Origin of the sequence: Kitasatospora sp. NPDC088391, assembly GCF_044753345.1 — a bacterium.
Classification (GTDB): Bacteria; Actinomycetota; Actinomycetes; order Streptomycetales; family Streptomycetaceae; genus Kitasatospora.
Genome location: NZ_JBIVNB010000002.1, coordinates 79,625 through 95,409, shown reverse-complemented (window position 1 = coordinate 95,409; position 15,785 = coordinate 79,625). Strand labels below are relative to the sequence as shown.

Sequence of the window (15,785 nt, the reverse complement as noted above, 5' to 3'; positions counted from 1 at the left end):
GGCGCCGCGCGGCGTCGCCCCGGCACTAGAAGCAGCAGTAGACGCGCAGACAGGACGACCCGTGCGGGGCGCTGTCCATCCTGGTGGGCCGGTGCTCCGGCACGTCCTGCTCCAGGTCGCCGATCACCAGGTCGAACTCCTCGTCCGCGACGAGGAGTCCGCCCTGCGGCGGCTGCACGGTCGAAGTCTCCATCGGTGTCCCCTGACGGTAGGTACGGCACGGCGAGGAGCGGGCGCCACCAGGTCCGGCGGCACCCGTCCCCGCCTCGAAGGGTGGTGCGGGAGAAGCGGCCGGGCGAGCGGCCGCGGAACGCGAACGCCTACTGCAGCACGCAGTAGAGGTGCAGGCCGCAGGTCGTGGCACTCGGCAGGTTCACCGGCACGTCCTGCTCCAGGTCGCCGATCACGAGGTCGAACTCCTCGTCGGCGGTACGGGTGCCGCTCGGCGGCGCTTGCAGGGTAGGAGCTTCCACGGAGAGTCCTCCTGACCGGGAGAAGCGGCGGTCCGGCAGCACATCCGGCGACCGCCCACCGCCTAAATGATCTGTACCTGTCACGGCCACGCCCGGGCGCGACCGCCAGCCAGTCTTGCCCAGCCGGACCGGTTCGTCAACATAACTTCCGTACCGGAACCGAGACTTGACCATCCCCGCCCCGGCACCCCATTCCGGGCCGGAACAGGCCGCTGCTCGGGCGTTGATCCTCCGTCGATCGGCCCCTGCCAGGCTGGCGGCACAACGACCGGCCGACCGAGGGACACCTGATGACGCACCGGACCTGGCACCGCACCGCTCGCTCCACCCGCCTGCGCGGTGCCGTCCTGGCGCTCGTGGTGGCCGCCGCCCTGGCCGGTCCGGCCGCCGCGGCGGCGGAGGCGGCGCCGAGCCGGTCCGGCCAGGTCGTCGACGCGGCGACGGCCGCCACGACGGCAACGACGACGACCGGGGCGATCGACGGGCGGACCGCCGGGCTGGAGTGGAACAGCACCACCTCCGACTGCGTCGTCCCGCCCGGCCGGACCACCTGCCACTGACCCCGCCGGAGGACACCGGACGGCCGCCCCTCCCGGGCGAGTGCCCGGGGAGGGGCGGCCCGTTCAATCCGGTTCCGGCGCAAGCTCGGCGAGGAGCGCCTCGGTGTCGGCCGCGTTGGGCAGGGCCAGCCGCTCGAACAGGGCGTGCGCCTGCCGGAGGTGCCGGCGGGCGGGCCCGGTGCGGCCGAGGTCGGCCAGTGCCCGGCCGAGCACCACCAGGGCGAGGGCCCGGTCGCGTTCCGCACCGAGCTCCTCGCAGATGGCCAGCGCCTGCTCGGCCCGGTGGACGGCCTGTTGCGGGTGGCCCTGGGCGCGCAGGCTGTCCGCGAGCCGGTACCCGGCGTGCGCCTGCCGGGCCCGCAGGCCCGCGTCCGAGGCCAGGGTCAGGCACTCGGTGAACCGGACCGCCGCCTCCTCGAAGCGCTCCAGGTCGTGCAGGGCCAGGCCGAGCACGTACAGCGCGTAGGCGGTGCCGGCCGTGTCCCGCAGCACCCGCACCTCCGCGAGGACCTCCTCGCAGGCCCGGGCCGCCTCCGCCGGGCGGCCGCCGCGCAGCCGGGACATCGCGGCGTTGACCGTGGTGGCCAGTTCGCCCGAGCGGTGGCCGAGCCGGCGGGCCAGTTCGATCGCCTCGTCGTAGCAGTCGATCGCCTCGTCGAAGCGGCGCAGCGTGTGCGCGATGAGGCCCAGGTCGTTGAGGGCCTGCCGCAGGATGACGGTGTCGCCCACCTCCCGGCAGGCCGTGGCGGCGAGCCGGGCCTCGGTCCTGGCCTCGGCCAGCCGGGTGGCGCCGAGCGCGACCGTGCCGCTCAGGAAGCGGGCCCGGCCCTCGGCCCGGCGGTCCCCGCCCCGCTCCGCGGCCCGGGCCAGGGCCCCGGCGGTGGAGGCCAGGCGGCCGTACTGGCAGTCCGGGCCGAACGGGCTGAGCGCGATCAGCAGGTCGATCACCGTGCTCAGGTCCGCCGGGGCGCAGGCCGGCTCCGCCCCGGCCAGCCGGCCGGCCAGCGCGATCGCCCCCGGCAGCTCGGCGGTCACCCAGCTCCGGGCCTCCCGCAGACTGCCGAACTCCGGCCCGCCCGAACCCGGTTCACCCGAACCAGAGCCCGAGCCCGAGCCCGACCCCGATCCGCCCGGCTCCGACCCGCCGCCCGGGTACCCGCCGTCCGTGTGCCCGAGCCCGCCCGCGTGCCCACCCGCGTGCCCGCCGCCCGTGTGCCCGAGCGCGCCCGCCGTCGGGTCGCCCGGCACGCCCAGCTCGAACGCGGCGCAGGCCCCCGCGAGCAGGACGCCGAGCAGCCGGCCGGTGGTGCGGGCGGACTCCCCGGCGTCCCGGGCGGTGGAGCGGCGCTGCGCGAAGACCCGGAGCAGGTCGTGGTAGCGGTAGCGGCCGGCCACGGGTGATTCGAGCATCGCCACGTCGACCAGCGACTCCAGCAGGTCCTCCGCGCGCCGCACGTCCAGCGCCAGGACCGCGGCCGCCACAGTGAGGCCGATGTCCGGCCCGTCGGCCCAGGACAGCAGCCGCAGGGCGTCGGCCTGTTCGGGGGTCAGCTGGTCGTAGCCGAGGGCGAAGACGGCGTCCACCGCGAGGTCGCCGATCCGCAGTTCGTCGATCCGGCGCCGTTCGTCGGCCAGCCGGTCGGCGAGGTTGCGCACCGTCCAGGCGGGGCGGGCCGCCAGCCGGGCCGCGACGATCCGCACGGCCAGCGGCAGGAAGCCGCAGGCGGCGACGAGTTCCAGGCCGCTCTCCCGCTCGGCGGCCAGCCGCCCGGGGCCGATCACCCGGCCGAGCAGGTCGGTGGCCTCCGCCGGGGTGAAGACGTTCAGGTCCAGCTGGAGGACGGCGGGCAGGCCCACCAGCCTGGTGCGGCTGGTGACCAGGACGGCGCACTCGGCGGCGCCCGGCAGCAGCGGCCGGAGCTGGGCGCTGTCGTGGGCGTTGTCCAGCACGATCAGCAGGCGCCGGCCGGCCGCCATCGAGCGGAACAGGGCGGAGCGCGCCGGGAGTCCGTCCGGGATGCTCTCCGGCGGGGCGCCGAGCGCGGCCAGGAAGGTCGCCAGCACGACGCCGGGATCGGCCGGTTCGCACTCGTTGCCGCGCAGGTCGGCGTAGAGCTGGCCGTCGGTGAAGGCGGGCCGGGCCAGGTGCGCGGCGTGCAGGGCCAGCACGGTCTTGCCGACGCCGCCCATGCCCGCCACGCAGGCCAGCGCGAGCGAGCCCCGGTCGGGGGCGGTGAGGGCGGCCCGGAGTTCCTCGACCAGGTCCTGCCGTCCGGTGAAGTCGGCGATGTCCGGCGGGAGATGGGCGGGCCGGGGGAGCCCGCGGCCGACCGGGTCGGGGCCGGCCGGGTCGGAGCCGTCGGCGGCCGCCGCACCGCCCGCGAGGGTGGACGGGCCGGCCGGGGCGGCGGGCGGCGGATCGGCCGGGGTGGCGACCAGCTCGGGGTCCCCGTCCAGGATGCGCCGCTGGAGCTCGGCGAGTTCGGGCCCGGGGTCGACGCCGAGCTGCTCGGCCAGCAGCTCGCGCGCGGCCCGGAACACCCCGAGCGCGTCCGCCTGGCGGCCCGCCTGGCACAGCGCCCGCATCAGCAGCGCGTACGGCCGTTCCTGCAGGGGGTGTTCGCCGGTGAGGGCCGTCAGTTCGGGGACGCAGCGGGCGCCCCGGCCGAGCCGCAGGTCCAGCCGGATGCGTTCCTCCAGCAGGCCCTGCCGCACCTCGGCCAGCCGGGCCCGCTGCTGTTCCGCGTACGGGCCGGGCACCCCGGCCAGCGGTTCGCCCTGCCACAGGCGCAGCGCCTGGGCCAGCAGGTCCCGGGCCTCCTCCCACCGGTCGGCGGCGGCGGCCAGTTCGGCCCGGTGCGCCAACTGCTCGGCCTGGCGCACGTCGAGGGCGTCCGACGGGAGGACCAGCCGGTACCCGTCGCCCAGCGAGAGCAGCACCTCGGGCGCCGCCCGGTCCGCTTCGAGCACCTTGCGCCAGCGCCAGGCGTAGGTGCGGATCGTGGTGGTGGCCGCGGGCGGCGGCTCCTCGCCCCACAGGGCACTGATCAGCTCCGGCGCGCCGGCCGATCCGCCCGGCCGCAGCAGCAGCACGGCCAGCATGGCCTGCTGCTGCGGACTGCCCAGCTTCAGGCTCACCGCGCCGCGGTAGCCCCGGATCGGGCCCAGCAGTGAGAACGTGAGGTCCTCCACCCTCTCCCCCATTTCTCCGCACAGAAATGCCATCGGCGATCTTGGATCGGCTCAGGCTAGCGGCTGGCAGCTCGTACACCTACCGGTCGAACGGCCCCGATTTCCGGTGCGTCGACGGATTCGTCCACCCGGCGTCGAACGGACCGGCGTCCGCCGGGATCGCGGGTTGATCGGGGGTAGATCACCGCCTCCTACCTTGAGGGCGTCGGCACGGAGCGGGACTTCGGCGAAGCGCCGGCGACCTGGGGCGGGCAAGCCGTGCGCGCCCCGCGGAAAAGGAGGAATTCCCATGGACGACATCTTCGAGCTCGACGTTCTCGAGATCGCCGCCCCCACCCAGGACGCCATCGACGCGGGCGAGCTCGGCGCGAGCAGCTCCTGGCCGTTCTCCTGCGAGTCGACCCGAAACTCGCGCTGCTGCATCTGACCCGTCGGACGCACGTCGGCGGGGCGGCCCCGGGGCCGCCCCGCCGCGCCGTCCCCCCGCACGAGTGACCCGGAGGAGGGGCCGCCATGTCGACTCCCGTACCCGGCAGGACGGCCGGCGCCACCGGCCCGTCCTCGCCCCCCGCTGTCCCCGCTGTCCCCGCCGCCCCGGCTTACGCCTGCGCGGAGGTCGCGCTGCTGCGCGCGGCGGTCCGCCCCCCGCAGGCGGCGCCCGGCGCCGCGCGGACGGCCACCGGCACGTCGCCGACCGACCTCGACCTGCTGCGCGCGGCCGCCCACGATCCGCTGCTGTACGAGGCGGTCGCCGTGGCCAGCGCCTCGCTCGCCCGGGTGCTGGACCGGGTTGTGGCGCAGGAGCCGGTCCCGGCCAAGCAGGTGCGGCGCGCGGCGCGCGCGGTCGCCCGCTACCGGCTGCGGATGACCGGCCGGGCCACCCCGTTCGGGCTGATGGCGGGCGTCGCCCCGGCCGGTTTCGGCCCCGCGGCCGAGGTCCGCTGGGGCTACCAGCACACCAAGGCCGTCCGCCCGGACACCGAGTGGCTCTCCGGTCTGGCGGCCGGTCTGGAGGCCGACCCCGAGGTGCTGGCCGGGCTGCTGGTCAGCGCCAACGACCTGCGCCGGGTGCGCGGCGACCGGGTGGTGCTCGCGTACGCGCCGCTGCTCGGGGGCGAGGCCGGGGCGCTGCCCCAGGAGGTCTCGGTCCGGTGCACGGACGCCGTCCGATCGGCCCTGGAACTGGCCGAACTGCCGCTGCCGTACCGCGAGTTGCACCGACGACTGGGTGCCGCCCACCCCGGGGCGGACCCGCGGGCGGTCGACCGGCTGCTCGGCGGGCTGGTCCGCACCCAGCTGCTGCTGACCGACCTGCGGCCGCCGCTGGAGTCCGCCGACCCGCTCGGCCACCTGATCGACCGGCTGCCCGACCGCGAGCACTGCCCGGTCGGCGGCGAACTGCGGGCGCTCCGGCGCGAGTTGGCCGAGTACGCCGCGGCCCCGCTGGGCGCCGGCCGGCAGCTCTGGCGGTCCGCGACCGCCCGCATGCGCCGCCTGCACCCGACCGACCGGCTGCTCCAGGTCGACATGGCCCTCGACGCGGACGTCGAACTGCCCGCCGTCGTCCGGGAGGAGGTCGAGCGGGCGGCGCAGGCCCTGTGGTCGGTCGCGGCCGGCCGGCCCGGCCCGGCGCACCTGCGCGAGTACCACCAGGACTTCCTGGAGCGCTACGGGACGCAGCGCGCCGTCCCGGTGCTGGAACTGCTCGACCCGGACACCGGGCTCGGGCCGCCCGCCGGGTACCTGGTACCGGCCGGGCCCCGCCGGCCGCGGGCGGGCGCCGAACCGGCCGACGAGCGCGACGGGCTGCTGCTCGCGCTGGCCCAGCAGGCCGCGATGACCGGCGCCGAGGAGATCGAGCTGGACGACGAGCTGCTCGCCCGGCTGTCCGGCACCGGCACCCCGCCGCCCTCCCTCGACCTGCTGGCCCAGCTCCAGGCCGACTCCCCGCAGGAGCTCGACCGCGGCGAGTTCGAGCTGGTCGTGGTCGGCACCGGCCCGACCGCGGGCGCCCTGGCCGGACGCTTCGGCCACCTGCTGGGCGCCGCCGGCGAACGGTACGGCCGGCTGCTCCGCGCGCTGCCCACCGACGATCCGCGGGCCGTCCGGGCGCAGCTGTCCTTCCGCACGCCGCGCCCGAAGGCCGCGAACGTGGCCCGGGTGCCGCGCTGGCTGGAGCACGGCATCACGCTGGGCGCCCACGCCGACCGCGGCGCGCCCGGCGCGCTGGGCCTGGACGACCTCGTCGTGGTCGCCGACCTGGAGCGGCTCGCCGTGCGGTCGCTGCGGCTGGGCCGCGAGGTGGTGGTGACCCTGCCCAGCATGATCGCCACCGACCTGCACGCCCCCAACGCGGCCCGCCTGCTGGAGGAGGTCTCCCGCAGCGGCCTGCCGACCTGGCCGCGCTGGCGCTGGGGACCGGCCGGGTCGCTGCCGTTCCTGCCCCGGGTCCGGCGCGGCCGCACCGTGCTCTCCCCGGCCCGCTGGCAGTGCGCCGAGCCCGCGCTGCGCGACGCCTCGACGGACTTCGGGCAGTGGTGCGCGCTGCTGGCCCGCTGGCGCGAGCGGTGGCGGGTGCCGCGCGAGGTGCAGGCGGTCAGCGGCGACAACCGGATCACCCTGGACCTGGAGGACCGCCACCACCTCGCCCTGCTGCGCAACGAGTGGGCCCGGCAGCCCGACTCCTTCCTCCAGGAGGTGCCGCGCGGCGGCACCGGCTGGCTGGCGCCCGACGGGCGCAGCAACGAGATCGCCTTCTCGCTGCTGCGGCGCGAGCCCGGCACCCGGCACGCCCCGGCGGTCGCCGCGCCGCGCCCGCGCACCGTGCACCCGCCCGGCTCCGACTGGCTGTTCGCCAAGCTCTACTGCTCGCCGGAGCGGCAGGACGAGGTGCTCGCCCGGCACCTGCCCGGCCTGCTGTCCCGGCTGCCGTCCGAGGTGGGCCGCTGGTTCTTCATCCGCTACGTCGACCCCGACCCGCACCTGCGCCTGCGCTTCCACGGCGCCCCGGCCGCCCTCAACTCCCGGCTGCTGCCGGCCCTGGGCGGGTGGGCGGGCGAACTGGCCGGGGCCGGGCTGAGCGGGCGGCTGGTGCTGGACTCCTACGAGCCCGAACTCGAACGCTACGGCGGCACGGCCGCGATGGCGGCGGCCGAGCGGGCCTTCGAAGCCGACAGCCTGGCCTGCCTGGAGCAGCTCGACCTGCTGCGCGGCGGCCGGCTCCGGCTCGACCGGACGGTGCTGGCGGCCGCCAACTACGTCGACCTGGCGCACCGGTTCGGCGAGCCGGAGCACTTCCTGCGGCACTACGCGTCCACCGGCCGGATCAGGACGGCGAACGCGGTCCGCGAGGAGGCCCGGCTGGTCATCGACCCGGACGGCCACTGGCACCACCTGCGCACCCTGCCCGGTGGCCCCGAGCTGCTGGCGGTCTGGGAGCGCCGCGCCGCCGCCGTCGAGCAGTACCGGGCCCGGCTGGGCAGCGCGCCCGACGGCCTCGACACCGTGCTCGGCTCGCTGCTGCACATGCACCACAACCGCCTGACCGGCATCGACAGCGCCGCCGAGGACCGCTCGCTGTCCGTCGCCCGCAAGGCCGTCCACGCCCACCACGAACGCCGGAAGGCCCTGGCATGAGTCTGCAGGAGCGCGCCGCCCGGGCGGTGGCCGGCACCGCCCGGCTGCTGGCCGACCCCGAGGAGGTGGCCCGGCGCCGCCGGGACGCCGGACAGACCTGGACCGGGGGCGGCCTCGCCGACGGCTGCGCGGGCACCGTCCTGCTGTACGCCGAACTCTCCCGCCGGTACGGGCGGTACCGCGCCCCGGCACACGCCTGGCTGGCCGGGGCGGTCCGTTCGGCGGGCGGCGGCCGCGCGCCTGGCGGCCCGGACTCCATCGGCCTGTACGGCGCGCTCCCGGCGCTCTCCTACGCGATGCACCGGGCCGCGCTCACCCCCGCCGACCACCGGGGCGCGCGGGCCCACCTCGGCCGGCAGGTCGCCCTGGTGGCGGGCCGGCTGGCCGACCGCGAACTGCGGCGGATGGCCGACGGGGCCGACTGCACCCGGATGGAGGGCTACGACCTGGTCTCCGGCCTCACCGGACTGGGCGCCCACCTGCTGGAACTGTGCGAGGTCGGCGAGAGCGGCGACGACGCGCTGGAGCAGGTGCTGACCGCCCTGGTCGCGCTGACCCGGCCGCTCGGCCCGCTGCCCGGCTGGTGGGTCGCCCAGGACGTCCGCACCTACGACCCCACCGCGCCCGAGCGGGGGCACGCCAACCTCGGCCTCGCGCACGGCGTGCCCGGCCCGCTCGCCCTGCTCGCCCTCGCCTGGCGCCAGGGCGTCCGGGTGCCCGGCCAGCAGCAGGCCGTCCGCACCCTGGCCGACTGGCTGCTCGCCCGGCGGCGCGAGGACGCGGCGGGGATCTGGTGGCCGGAGTCGGTGGAACTCCCGCCGGAGACCCGACCGGAGACCCTGTCCGAGACCCCGTCCGAGACCCCGGCGGAGCGCCCCGCCGCCCGGCCGCCCCGGGCCTCCTGGTGCTACGGCACCCCGGGGATCGCCAGCGCCCTCCACCTGGCCGGCACCGCGCTCGACGTGCCGCACTGGCGCGCGGCGGGGATCTCCGCGCTGCGCCAGGCCCTCGCCCGCCCGGACGCCGGACCGACCGACGCCGGCCTCTGCCACGGCCGGGGCGGACTGCTCCAGGTCACCTGGCGGCTGGCCCGGGAGAGCGGCGACCCGCAGCTGGCGGCCGAACTCCCGCGACTCGCCGAGCAGTTGCTCGACCGCTACGAGGAGGCGGGGCCGTTCGGGTTCGCCGCCCCCGCTCGGCGCGGCGACTGGGCGGACGACCCGGCCGGCTTCCTGACCGGCGCGGCGGGCGCGGCCCTGGCCCTGCACACCTTCGCCACGGACACCGCCCCGGCCACCCGCTGGGACCGCGCCCTGCTCCTGGCCTGACCCACCCCCGTCCACCGCAGAGACCACGCCACGCAGAGATCACGCCACAGAGAGAGGCACCCATGACCGGGGACGAACTCCCGCGCTGGGTCGGCGACCCGGCCGCGTTCCACCGCGAGCACTGGCGCCGGCGCCCGGCCGTGCTGCGCCCCGCGCACCCGCCCGCCGCGCCGATGACCCTGGCGGACGTGGACGCGGCCCTGGACTCCGGGCTGCTGCGCACGCCGTACGTGGAACTGGCCAGGGCCGGCACCACCGTGCCCGCGGCCGCCTACACCAGGAGCACCACGGTCGGCGGCGAGCCGGTGCACGGCCTCGCCGACCCCGCCGCGCTGCTGGCCCGGCTGGCGGACGGCGCCACGCTGGTGCTCCGCAACACCGAGCACTGGCACCGGCCGACCCGCGCGCTCACCGAGCGCCTGCAGGCCGAACTCGGCCGCCGCGTCGAGGCGTTCTACTTCGTGACGCCGCCCGGCGCCCAGGGGCTCGACGTGCACCGGGACGACGCGGACGTGCTGCTGCTCCAGGTCGCGGGCCGCAAGCGCTGGCGCGTGCACGGCGGCCCGCCGGACGGCTCCTGGGGGCCCGGCGAGGTCGCCGAGCCCGGCCCGGTGCTGCTGGAGGAGACCCTCGGCGAGAACGAAGTCCTGTACATCCCCCGGGGGTTCGCCCACGCGGCGGTCGGCGACCAGGGGCTCTCCGCGCACCTGTCGCTGACCGTGCGCGAGGTCGGCAGCCGACAGCTGTACCGCGCCCTGCAGGACCTCCTGCTCGGCGAACACCGGCCGCCGGCCCGCCCGTTGGACGACGACGCCCTGCTGGCGGGCGGGGCGGCCATGATCGAGCGCCTCCGGCACGGGCTGGCGGCGGTCACGCCCACCGCCCTGCTCGACGCCGCCCGCGCGGCCCAGCGCGCCGCCGCCCCGGCACCCGCCGCCACCGGCGGCCTGACCGCCCTCGCGGAGCGGCTCCGATGACCACCGCCCTCACGCACGCATCCTCCCCCGCCGCCTCCCCGGTCCCGTCCTCCTGGCGCCTGCTGGCCCGTCACCTCCGGCCGCAGGCCGCCCGGTTGGCGGCCGGCGCCGCCCTGACCGTGCTCGGCGGCCTGGCCGGACTGCTCCAGCCCGTGGCGGCCGAGTCCCTGATCGCCTCCCTCACCGCCGGCCGGTCCGTCGCCGCCCCGGCCGCGGCCCTGGCCACCCTGGTGCTGACCGGCGCGCTGCTCGGCGGCCTCGGCGACTACCAACTGCAGTGCACCGCCGAGGGCGTGGCCCGCCGGGCCCGGACCCGGCTCACGGCCAGGGTGCTGCGGCTGCCGGTGGCCGAGTTCGAGCGGCTCCCCCACGGCGACCTGATCTCCCGGCTGACCTCCGACAGCTCACTGCTGCGGGTCGCCGCCGGCCAGGCCCTGGTGGGCTCGGCCACCTCGGTGCTGACGGTGCTCGGCGGGCTGGTGGCGATGCTGCTGCTCGACCCGGCCCTGTGCGGCACCGCCGTGGGCGTGATGGCGCTGGTCGGCGCGGTCGCGGCCGTCACCCTGCCGCGGATCATGCGCACGGCCCAGCAGGGGCAGGCCCTGGTCGGCGAACTCGGCTCCGTCCTGGACCGCGCCCTGGGCGCCTTCCGGACGGTGAAGGCCAACGGGATGGAGGAGCAGCTGACCGCCGAGGCGACCGCGGTGGCCGACCGCGCCTGGCGCAGCGGCGTACGCGGCGCCGGCCTGCTGGCGGTCGCCGACGCGGCGGCCCAACTGGCCGTCCAGCTGGCCTTCCTGGCCGTGCTCGGGGTCGGCGGCGCCCGGGTGGCCACCGGGCAGCTGCCGCTCCCCGGGCTGATCGCCTTCCTCTTCTACCTGGTCTTCGTCGGCCCGCAGGTCCCGCAACTGGTCAACCACACGGGCGTGTTGCAGCGCGGCCTGGCCGCCGCCCGGCGGATGGCCGAGATCGAGGCGCTCCCGGTGGAGCCCACCGGCCCGGTACCCGTGCCCACCGGCGCCGCCCCGGCCGCCCTGACCCTGCGGGACGTCTCCTTCCGCTACCCGGGACGCACCGCCGGCGCCCTGCACGGCATCCGCCTCGACCTTCCCCCCGGCGGCCTGACCGCCCTGGTCGGCCCCTCCGGCGCGGGCAAGAGCACCGTCTTCGCCCTGCTGGAACGCTTCTACGAGCCGACCTCCGGCCGCATCACCCTGGACGGCCGCGACCTGCGGGACTGGCCGCTGGCCGAACTGCGCGGCGCGATCGGCTACGTCGAGCAGGACACCCCCGTACTCGCCGGCACCCTGCGGGAGAACCTGCTGGCCGCCGCCCCGCACGCCACCGAACCGGAACTGCGCCGGGCCCTGGCCGCCACCCGCCTCGACCACCTCCCGGACGGCCTGGACACCCAGCTCGGACAGCGCGGCGCCGCCCTCTCCGGCGGCCAGCGCCAACGCGTCGCCATCGCCCGCGCCCTGCTGCGCCGCCCCCGCCTGCTCCTGCTCGACGAGGCCACCTCCCACCTGGACGCCGTCAACGAACAAGCGCTCCGCGAGGTGGTGGCCGAACTCGCCCGCACCACCACCGTCCTGGTGATCGCCCACCGCCTCTCCACCGTCACCGAGGCCGACCGCATCCTCGTCCTCGACAACGGCCGGATCAGAGCCGCCGGCACCCACCGCACCCTGCTCGCCTCCGACCCCCTCTACACCGACCTGGCCCGCACCCAGCTCCTCACCACCCCCTGACCCCGGGGGGGCCGGCGTCAGTCGAGCTGCACGACCAGGGAGCCGTAGGAGGGGATCATCACCTTCCGGGCGTAGGTGCGCGAGACGATCCGGTAGGGGCGGCCGGGGGCGTGGACGGCCTCGACCATCCGGGCGATCTCGGCGCGGGCGACGGGCGCGCCGAGGCAGAGGTGGCGCCCGGCGCCGAACCAGAGCTGGCGGGAGCGTGGGTCGTAGGGGCGGGTCAGGTCGAAGCCGCCGGCCCGGTTGTCGGCGGCGTGCGTGACGAGCAGGATCCGTTCGTCGCGGAGCAGGCGCCGGCCGGCGACGGTGACGTCCGCGCCGACATGGCGGCCGATCACGGGGGCGGGGGTGGTGACCCGCAGTCCCTCGCGGACGGCGTCGCGCAGCAGCTCCGGATCGGCGCGCAACCGGCCCTGCTCCCCGGTGTCGTGGAGCAGGGCGACGGTGCGGGCCATCGCACTGGCGGCGGTCTCGGTGCCCGCGACGAGCAGCAGGGCGGCGAGTCCGGACGCCTCCTCCAGGGTGATGCCGGACGCGCGGCAGCGGCCGAGCAGGGTGTCCGGCCCGGCGTGCTCGAAGGCGTCGGGGACGTCGGCGGTCAGGGTGGCGACGATCTGCTTCGCCGCCGCGATCCGCTCCGGCGGCAGCTCGGTGGACCCCGCCGTGTCGAGGGCCAGCGCGGCCAGGCGCTCGCCCGCGGCGAAGGTCTCCAGGTACACGGAGTCCGGGCTGCCGGGCGGGATGCGGAGCCCCAGCAGGTCGGCCATCAGCCGTCCGACGACCAGCCGGGCGGCAGCCGCCACGTCGACCCGCCCTCCCCCGGCCAGGCGCTCGGTGACGTCCGCGTACACCGGTCCGGCGGCCCGTTCGACCAGGGCGGCGGAGTTGTCCTCGGTGAACAGGTCGCGGGCCCGGCGGCGCAGGTCCGCGTGGCCCGGGCCGTCGAACAGGCGGGTCACGTACGGTCCGAGGACCTGCTCCCACAGGTGGCCGACGCCGCCCTCGCCGAGCAGCGTGAAGTGCTCGTGGTCGTTGAGCACGGCCCGGATCAGCGCCGGGTCGGCCGCCACCCAGCCCAGCCCGGGCACCCGCCGCAGCGCGCCGAAGGGTCGCGACACCGTCACCCTGGTCAGCGCCCACAGCGCGGGCCGGCTGGCCCGCAGCAGCCTGCTCTCGTGCCGCCCCGCCGTCGTCGTGCTCATCGTGCCGCCCCCGTCCTCATCGTGCCGCCCCGTGCTCGTGGTCCCGCCCCGCGCTCCTGGTCCCGCCGCCCGTGCGGGGAAACGTACCGTGCGCCGGGGCGGGCCTGTGGCATGATCACCGGACCGGGCGGCCGGGCGGACGTGGAGGGGCGTCGATGACCGAACTGTGGGTGGTGGTACCCGCCTACAACGAGGAGGGCTCGCTGCCGGGCACCCTGCGCGCGCTCGCCGCGCAGACCGACACCGACTTCGAGTGCGTCGTGGTCGACAACGGCTCCACCGACCGGACCGCCGAGGTGGTCCGGGAGTTCGCCCGCACCAGCCCCTTCCCGCTGCACCTGGTCACCGAGGCCCGCAAGGGCACCGGCGCGGCCGCCGACACCGGCATGCGCCACGCCATCGCCGCCGGCGCCCGCTACCTCGCCCGCACCGACGCCGACTGCCTGCCCGTCCCCGGCTGGACGGCCGCCGCCCGCCGCGGCCTGGCCGGCGGACTCGACCTCGTCACCGGCCAACTGCGGCCCCGCACCGACGAGTTCCCGCTCAAGTTCTGGGAGGCCCGGCTGCTTCCGGCGGTCGTCTCCCTCGCCGCCCGGTTCGGCCGCTACCGCCCCGGCAACCGCGACCCGCAGTACCTCGGCCCCTACCTGATGTGCCCCGGCTGCAACCTGGCCCTCACCGCCGACCTCTACCGCCGCAGCGGCGGCTTCCCCCGCACCGCGATCGAGGAACTCCACGAGGACCGCGCCCTGGTCAACCAGGTCCGCCGCCTCACCGCCGCCTACGGCACCGTCCCCGGCATGCGCGTGCACGGCTCGGTGCGCCGCCTGCGCGCCTTCGGCCTGCTCAACACCCTCGCCTGGTACGCGGACCACCGGTACCGGCCCGAACAGGTCGACATCCGATGACGCCGCCGGGAGCCACGCTGACCGGGCGGATCGCCGAACACGCCCGCCGCACCCCCGACGCCGTCGCGCTGGTCGACACCCGGGGCCCGCTCACCTACGGCGCGCTCGCCCGCCGGGTCGCCGCCACCGCGAGCGGACTGCGCGCCGCCGGCCTGCGGCCCGGCGACACCGTGCTGTTCGCCGTCCGCCCCGGGCGCGACGCCGCCGTCCTCGGGCTCGCCGTCATGACGGCGGGTGCCGCCGTCGTGGTCGCCGACCCCGGTGCGGGCCCCGAACTCGACGCCGCGCGCGGACGCCTCGTCGGCGACGCCTCGCCCCGCCGGCCTGGTCGGCCGCCGAGTCCTGGCTCGCCGCGCTCGCCGCCCGGCGGCCGGGCCGCGCCCTGCTGCGCCGCTTCGGCCTCGACCTGCCCGCGCTCGCCGACCCGGCGCTGCGCCTGGTCCACACCGGCCCGCGCCTGCCCGGCCTGCCCGCGGACTCCCTCGCTGCGGACTCGCTCGCCGCGGCGTCGCTCACGGGCAGCAACCCGGTGCCGCCCGCCGACCCGGACCGGCCGGCGCTGGTGGTCTTCACCTCCGGCACCACCGCCCGCCCCCGCGCCGTCGTGCACAGCCAGCGCACGCTGCTGACCGGCGGCGACCTGCTCGCCGCGAGCCTCGGCCTGCCCGGTGCCGCCGAGCACGCCACCGTCCACTCCGAGCAGTTGATGATCGCCTTCGCGTTCCTCGCCGCCGGCGCGACCTGGTCGGTGGCCCCGCTCCCGGTCCGACCCGCCCGCTTCCTGCGCGACCTGCGCCGCCGGCGCGCCACCCACACCTTCGGCACCCCCGCCGCGCTGGCCCGCCTGCTCGACGCCGGACCGCTCCCCGCCGGCCTCGGCACCGTGCTGCTCGGCGCCGCCCCCGTCCCGCCGCCCGTCCTGCACCGCCTGCGGGCGGCTCTCCCGGCGGCGCGGATCGCCGTCGTCTACGGCGCCACCGAGATGCTGCCGATCGCCGTCACCGACGCCGACGCCAAACTCGCCGCCGCCGCCGACGGCGACCTGGCCGGTCTCCCGCTGCCCGGGGTCACCGCGCGGCTCGGCGAGGACGGCGAACTCCTGCTGCGCGGACCGCACCTGGCCGTCGGCTACCTCGGCGAGGGACCCCTCGGCGAACTGCGCACCGGCGACCGGGCCCGGATCGACGAGCAGGGCCGGATCGTGCTGATCGGCCGGCTCAAGGACATGCTGATCCGAGGCTCCTTCAACCTCTACCCCGGCCTGTACGAACCCGCGATCGCCGCCCTCCCCGGCGTCGCCGAGGCCGTGATCGTCGGCGTCCCCGACCCGCAGACCGCCGACGAGTCCGTGGTCCTGGCCGTCCGCCCCGACGGCACCCTGCCGGAGGCCGAACTGCTGCGCGCCCTGCACCGCGCGCTCCCCCGCGCCATCGACCACGCGGCGCTCCCGGACCGGATCCGCTGCCTCCCGGAGATCCCCCGCCGGGGGCGCACCGAGAAACCCGACCGCGACCGGCTGCGCGAACTGCTCCGGCACGACCCGCGGTCCTGACCCACCGCACCCGCCGACCGGCCGAGCATCACCGGGCCGCGCCACCATCCGGAGTCGAACCTCCGCCCGTCCCCCGCGGTCGCCCCGAGGAACCCTTGTACAGACCGTGTTCGTCGACTTCCCCACCGCCATCCCCGGACCGGGCTCCCGGCCCGGCTTCGCGCCGCTCGACACCGCCGTCAACTCCGAGGCGGTCGCCGCCG

At 77.3% G+C, this 15,785-nt stretch carries 13 protein-coding genes; 9 read left to right on the top strand and 4 right to left on the bottom strand.

From position 1 onward, the window contains the following. Window positions 1–25 precede the first annotated feature (25 nt). Together ACIQBJ_RS05180 and ACIQBJ_RS05175 are read right to left on the bottom strand one after the other, a co-directional pair. On the bottom strand, window positions 26–193 hold the full coding sequence (locus tag ACIQBJ_RS05180) for a hypothetical protein (protein ID WP_400703783.1): 168 nt from the start codon (window positions 191–193) through the stop codon (window positions 26–28). A gap of 127 nt (window positions 194–320) precedes the next feature. Beyond that, on the bottom strand, window positions 321–473 hold the full coding sequence (locus ACIQBJ_RS05175; protein ID WP_400703780.1) for a hypothetical protein: 153 nt from the start codon (window positions 471–473) through the stop codon (window positions 321–323). A gap of 290 nt (window positions 474–763) precedes the next feature. Between ACIQBJ_RS05175 and ACIQBJ_RS05170 the strand changes: the two genes are divergently transcribed. Further along, a complete protein-coding gene (locus ACIQBJ_RS05170) occupies window positions 764–1,033 on the top strand; it encodes a hypothetical protein (RefSeq protein ID WP_400703777.1) in 270 nt (89 codons plus the stop codon). Between the two features lie 63 nt (window positions 1,034–1,096). Here ACIQBJ_RS05170 and ACIQBJ_RS05165 read toward each other — a convergent pair whose 3' ends face one another. Continuing rightward, window positions 1,097–4,225 carry an AfsR/SARP family transcriptional regulator gene (locus ACIQBJ_RS05165; RefSeq protein ID WP_400703774.1) on the bottom strand — a complete coding sequence of 1,043 codons (3,129 nt, stop codon included), beginning with the start codon at window positions 4,223–4,225 and terminating at the stop codon, window positions 1,097–1,099. A 289-nt stretch (window positions 4,226–4,514) separates the two neighbouring features. Between ACIQBJ_RS05165 and ACIQBJ_RS05160 the strand changes: the two genes are divergently transcribed. The 5 genes from ACIQBJ_RS05160 to ACIQBJ_RS05140 all read left to right on the top strand — a co-directional run bounded on the left by ACIQBJ_RS05160 (window position 4,515) and on the right by ACIQBJ_RS05140 (window position 11,917). Continuing rightward, window positions 4,515–4,652: a hypothetical protein gene (locus tag ACIQBJ_RS05160; protein WP_400703771.1), complete on the top strand. Its 138-nt coding sequence runs from the start codon at window positions 4,515–4,517 to the stop codon at window positions 4,650–4,652. 86 nt (window positions 4,653–4,738) lie between these two features. Further along, window positions 4,739–7,861 carry a lantibiotic dehydratase gene (locus ACIQBJ_RS05155; protein ID WP_400703768.1) on the top strand — a complete coding sequence of 1,041 codons (3,123 nt, stop codon included), beginning with the start codon at window positions 4,739–4,741 and terminating at the stop codon, window positions 7,859–7,861. After that, on the top strand, window positions 7,858–9,189 hold the full coding sequence (locus ACIQBJ_RS05150; RefSeq protein ID WP_400703765.1) for a lanthionine synthetase C family protein: 1,332 nt from the start codon (window positions 7,858–7,860) through the stop codon (window positions 9,187–9,189). The genes ACIQBJ_RS05155 and ACIQBJ_RS05150 overlap by 4 nt, the downstream gene beginning before the upstream one ends. Window positions 9,190–9,251: 62 nt before the next feature. Beyond that, on the top strand, window positions 9,252–10,166 hold the full coding sequence (locus ACIQBJ_RS05145) for a JmjC domain-containing protein (RefSeq protein ID WP_400703762.1): 915 nt from the start codon (window positions 9,252–9,254) through the stop codon (window positions 10,164–10,166). Then, complete coding sequence (locus ACIQBJ_RS05140) at window positions 10,163–11,917, top strand: ABC transporter ATP-binding protein (protein ID WP_400703759.1); 1,755 nt, start codon at window positions 10,163–10,165, stop codon at window positions 11,915–11,917. Before ACIQBJ_RS05145 ends, ACIQBJ_RS05140 begins: the two co-directional genes overlap by 4 nt. A 17-nt stretch (window positions 11,918–11,934) precedes the next feature. On the opposite strand, the gene ACIQBJ_RS05135 is transcribed toward ACIQBJ_RS05140, so the two are convergent. After that, on the bottom strand, window positions 11,935–13,122 hold the full coding sequence (locus ACIQBJ_RS05135; protein ID WP_400703757.1) for a cytochrome P450: 1,188 nt from the start codon (window positions 13,120–13,122) through the stop codon (window positions 11,935–11,937). Window positions 13,123–13,277: 155 nt separating this feature from the next. On the opposite strand from ACIQBJ_RS05135, the gene ACIQBJ_RS05130 reads away from it, so the two are divergent. From ACIQBJ_RS05130 to ACIQBJ_RS05120, 3 genes are read left to right on the top strand one after another with little or no spacing between them, the layout of a single operon-like run. Then, window positions 13,278–14,030, top strand: a complete 753-nt coding sequence (locus tag ACIQBJ_RS05130) for a glycosyltransferase family 2 protein (protein WP_400703754.1) — start codon at window positions 13,278–13,280, stop codon at window positions 14,028–14,030. After that, a complete protein-coding gene (locus ACIQBJ_RS05125) occupies window positions 14,027–14,659 on the top strand; it encodes an AMP-binding protein (protein ID WP_400703751.1) in 633 nt (210 codons plus the stop codon). The genes ACIQBJ_RS05130 and ACIQBJ_RS05125 overlap by 4 nt, the downstream gene beginning before the upstream one ends. Next, complete coding sequence (locus ACIQBJ_RS05120) at window positions 14,560–15,582, top strand: class I adenylate-forming enzyme family protein (RefSeq protein ID WP_400703748.1); 1,023 nt, start codon at window positions 14,560–14,562, stop codon at window positions 15,580–15,582. The genes ACIQBJ_RS05125 and ACIQBJ_RS05120 overlap by 100 nt, the downstream gene beginning before the upstream one ends. The last annotated feature ends 203 nt before the right edge of the window (window positions 15,583–15,785 follow it).

Coding starts and splice junctions, on each gene's coding strand:
- ACIQBJ_RS05140 (WP_400703759.1), top strand. CDS start 10,163: ATGACCACCGCCCTCACGCACGCATCCTCCCCCGCCGCCTCCCCGGTC.
- ACIQBJ_RS05155 (WP_400703768.1), top strand. CDS start 4,739: ATGTCGACTCCCGTACCCGGCAGGACGGCCGGCGCCACCGGCCCGTCC.
- ACIQBJ_RS05160 (WP_400703771.1), top strand. CDS start 4,515: ATGGACGACATCTTCGAGCTCGACGTTCTCGAGATCGCCGCCCCCACC.
- ACIQBJ_RS05150 (WP_400703765.1), top strand. CDS start 7,858: ATGAGTCTGCAGGAGCGCGCCGCCCGGGCGGTGGCCGGCACCGCCCGG.
- ACIQBJ_RS05170 (WP_400703777.1), top strand. CDS start 764: ATGACGCACCGGACCTGGCACCGCACCGCTCGCTCCACCCGCCTGCGC.
- ACIQBJ_RS05130 (WP_400703754.1), top strand. CDS start 13,278: ATGACCGAACTGTGGGTGGTGGTACCCGCCTACAACGAGGAGGGCTCG.
- ACIQBJ_RS05135 (WP_400703757.1), bottom strand. CDS start 13,122: ATGAGCACGACGACGGCGGGGCGGCACGAGAGCAGGCTGCTGCGGGCC.
- ACIQBJ_RS05180 (WP_400703783.1), bottom strand. CDS start 193: ATGGAGACTTCGACCGTGCAGCCGCCGCAGGGCGGACTCCTCGTCGCG.
- ACIQBJ_RS05145 (WP_400703762.1), top strand. CDS start 9,252: ATGACCGGGGACGAACTCCCGCGCTGGGTCGGCGACCCGGCCGCGTTC.
- ACIQBJ_RS05125 (WP_400703751.1), top strand. CDS start 14,027: ATGACGCCGCCGGGAGCCACGCTGACCGGGCGGATCGCCGAACACGCC.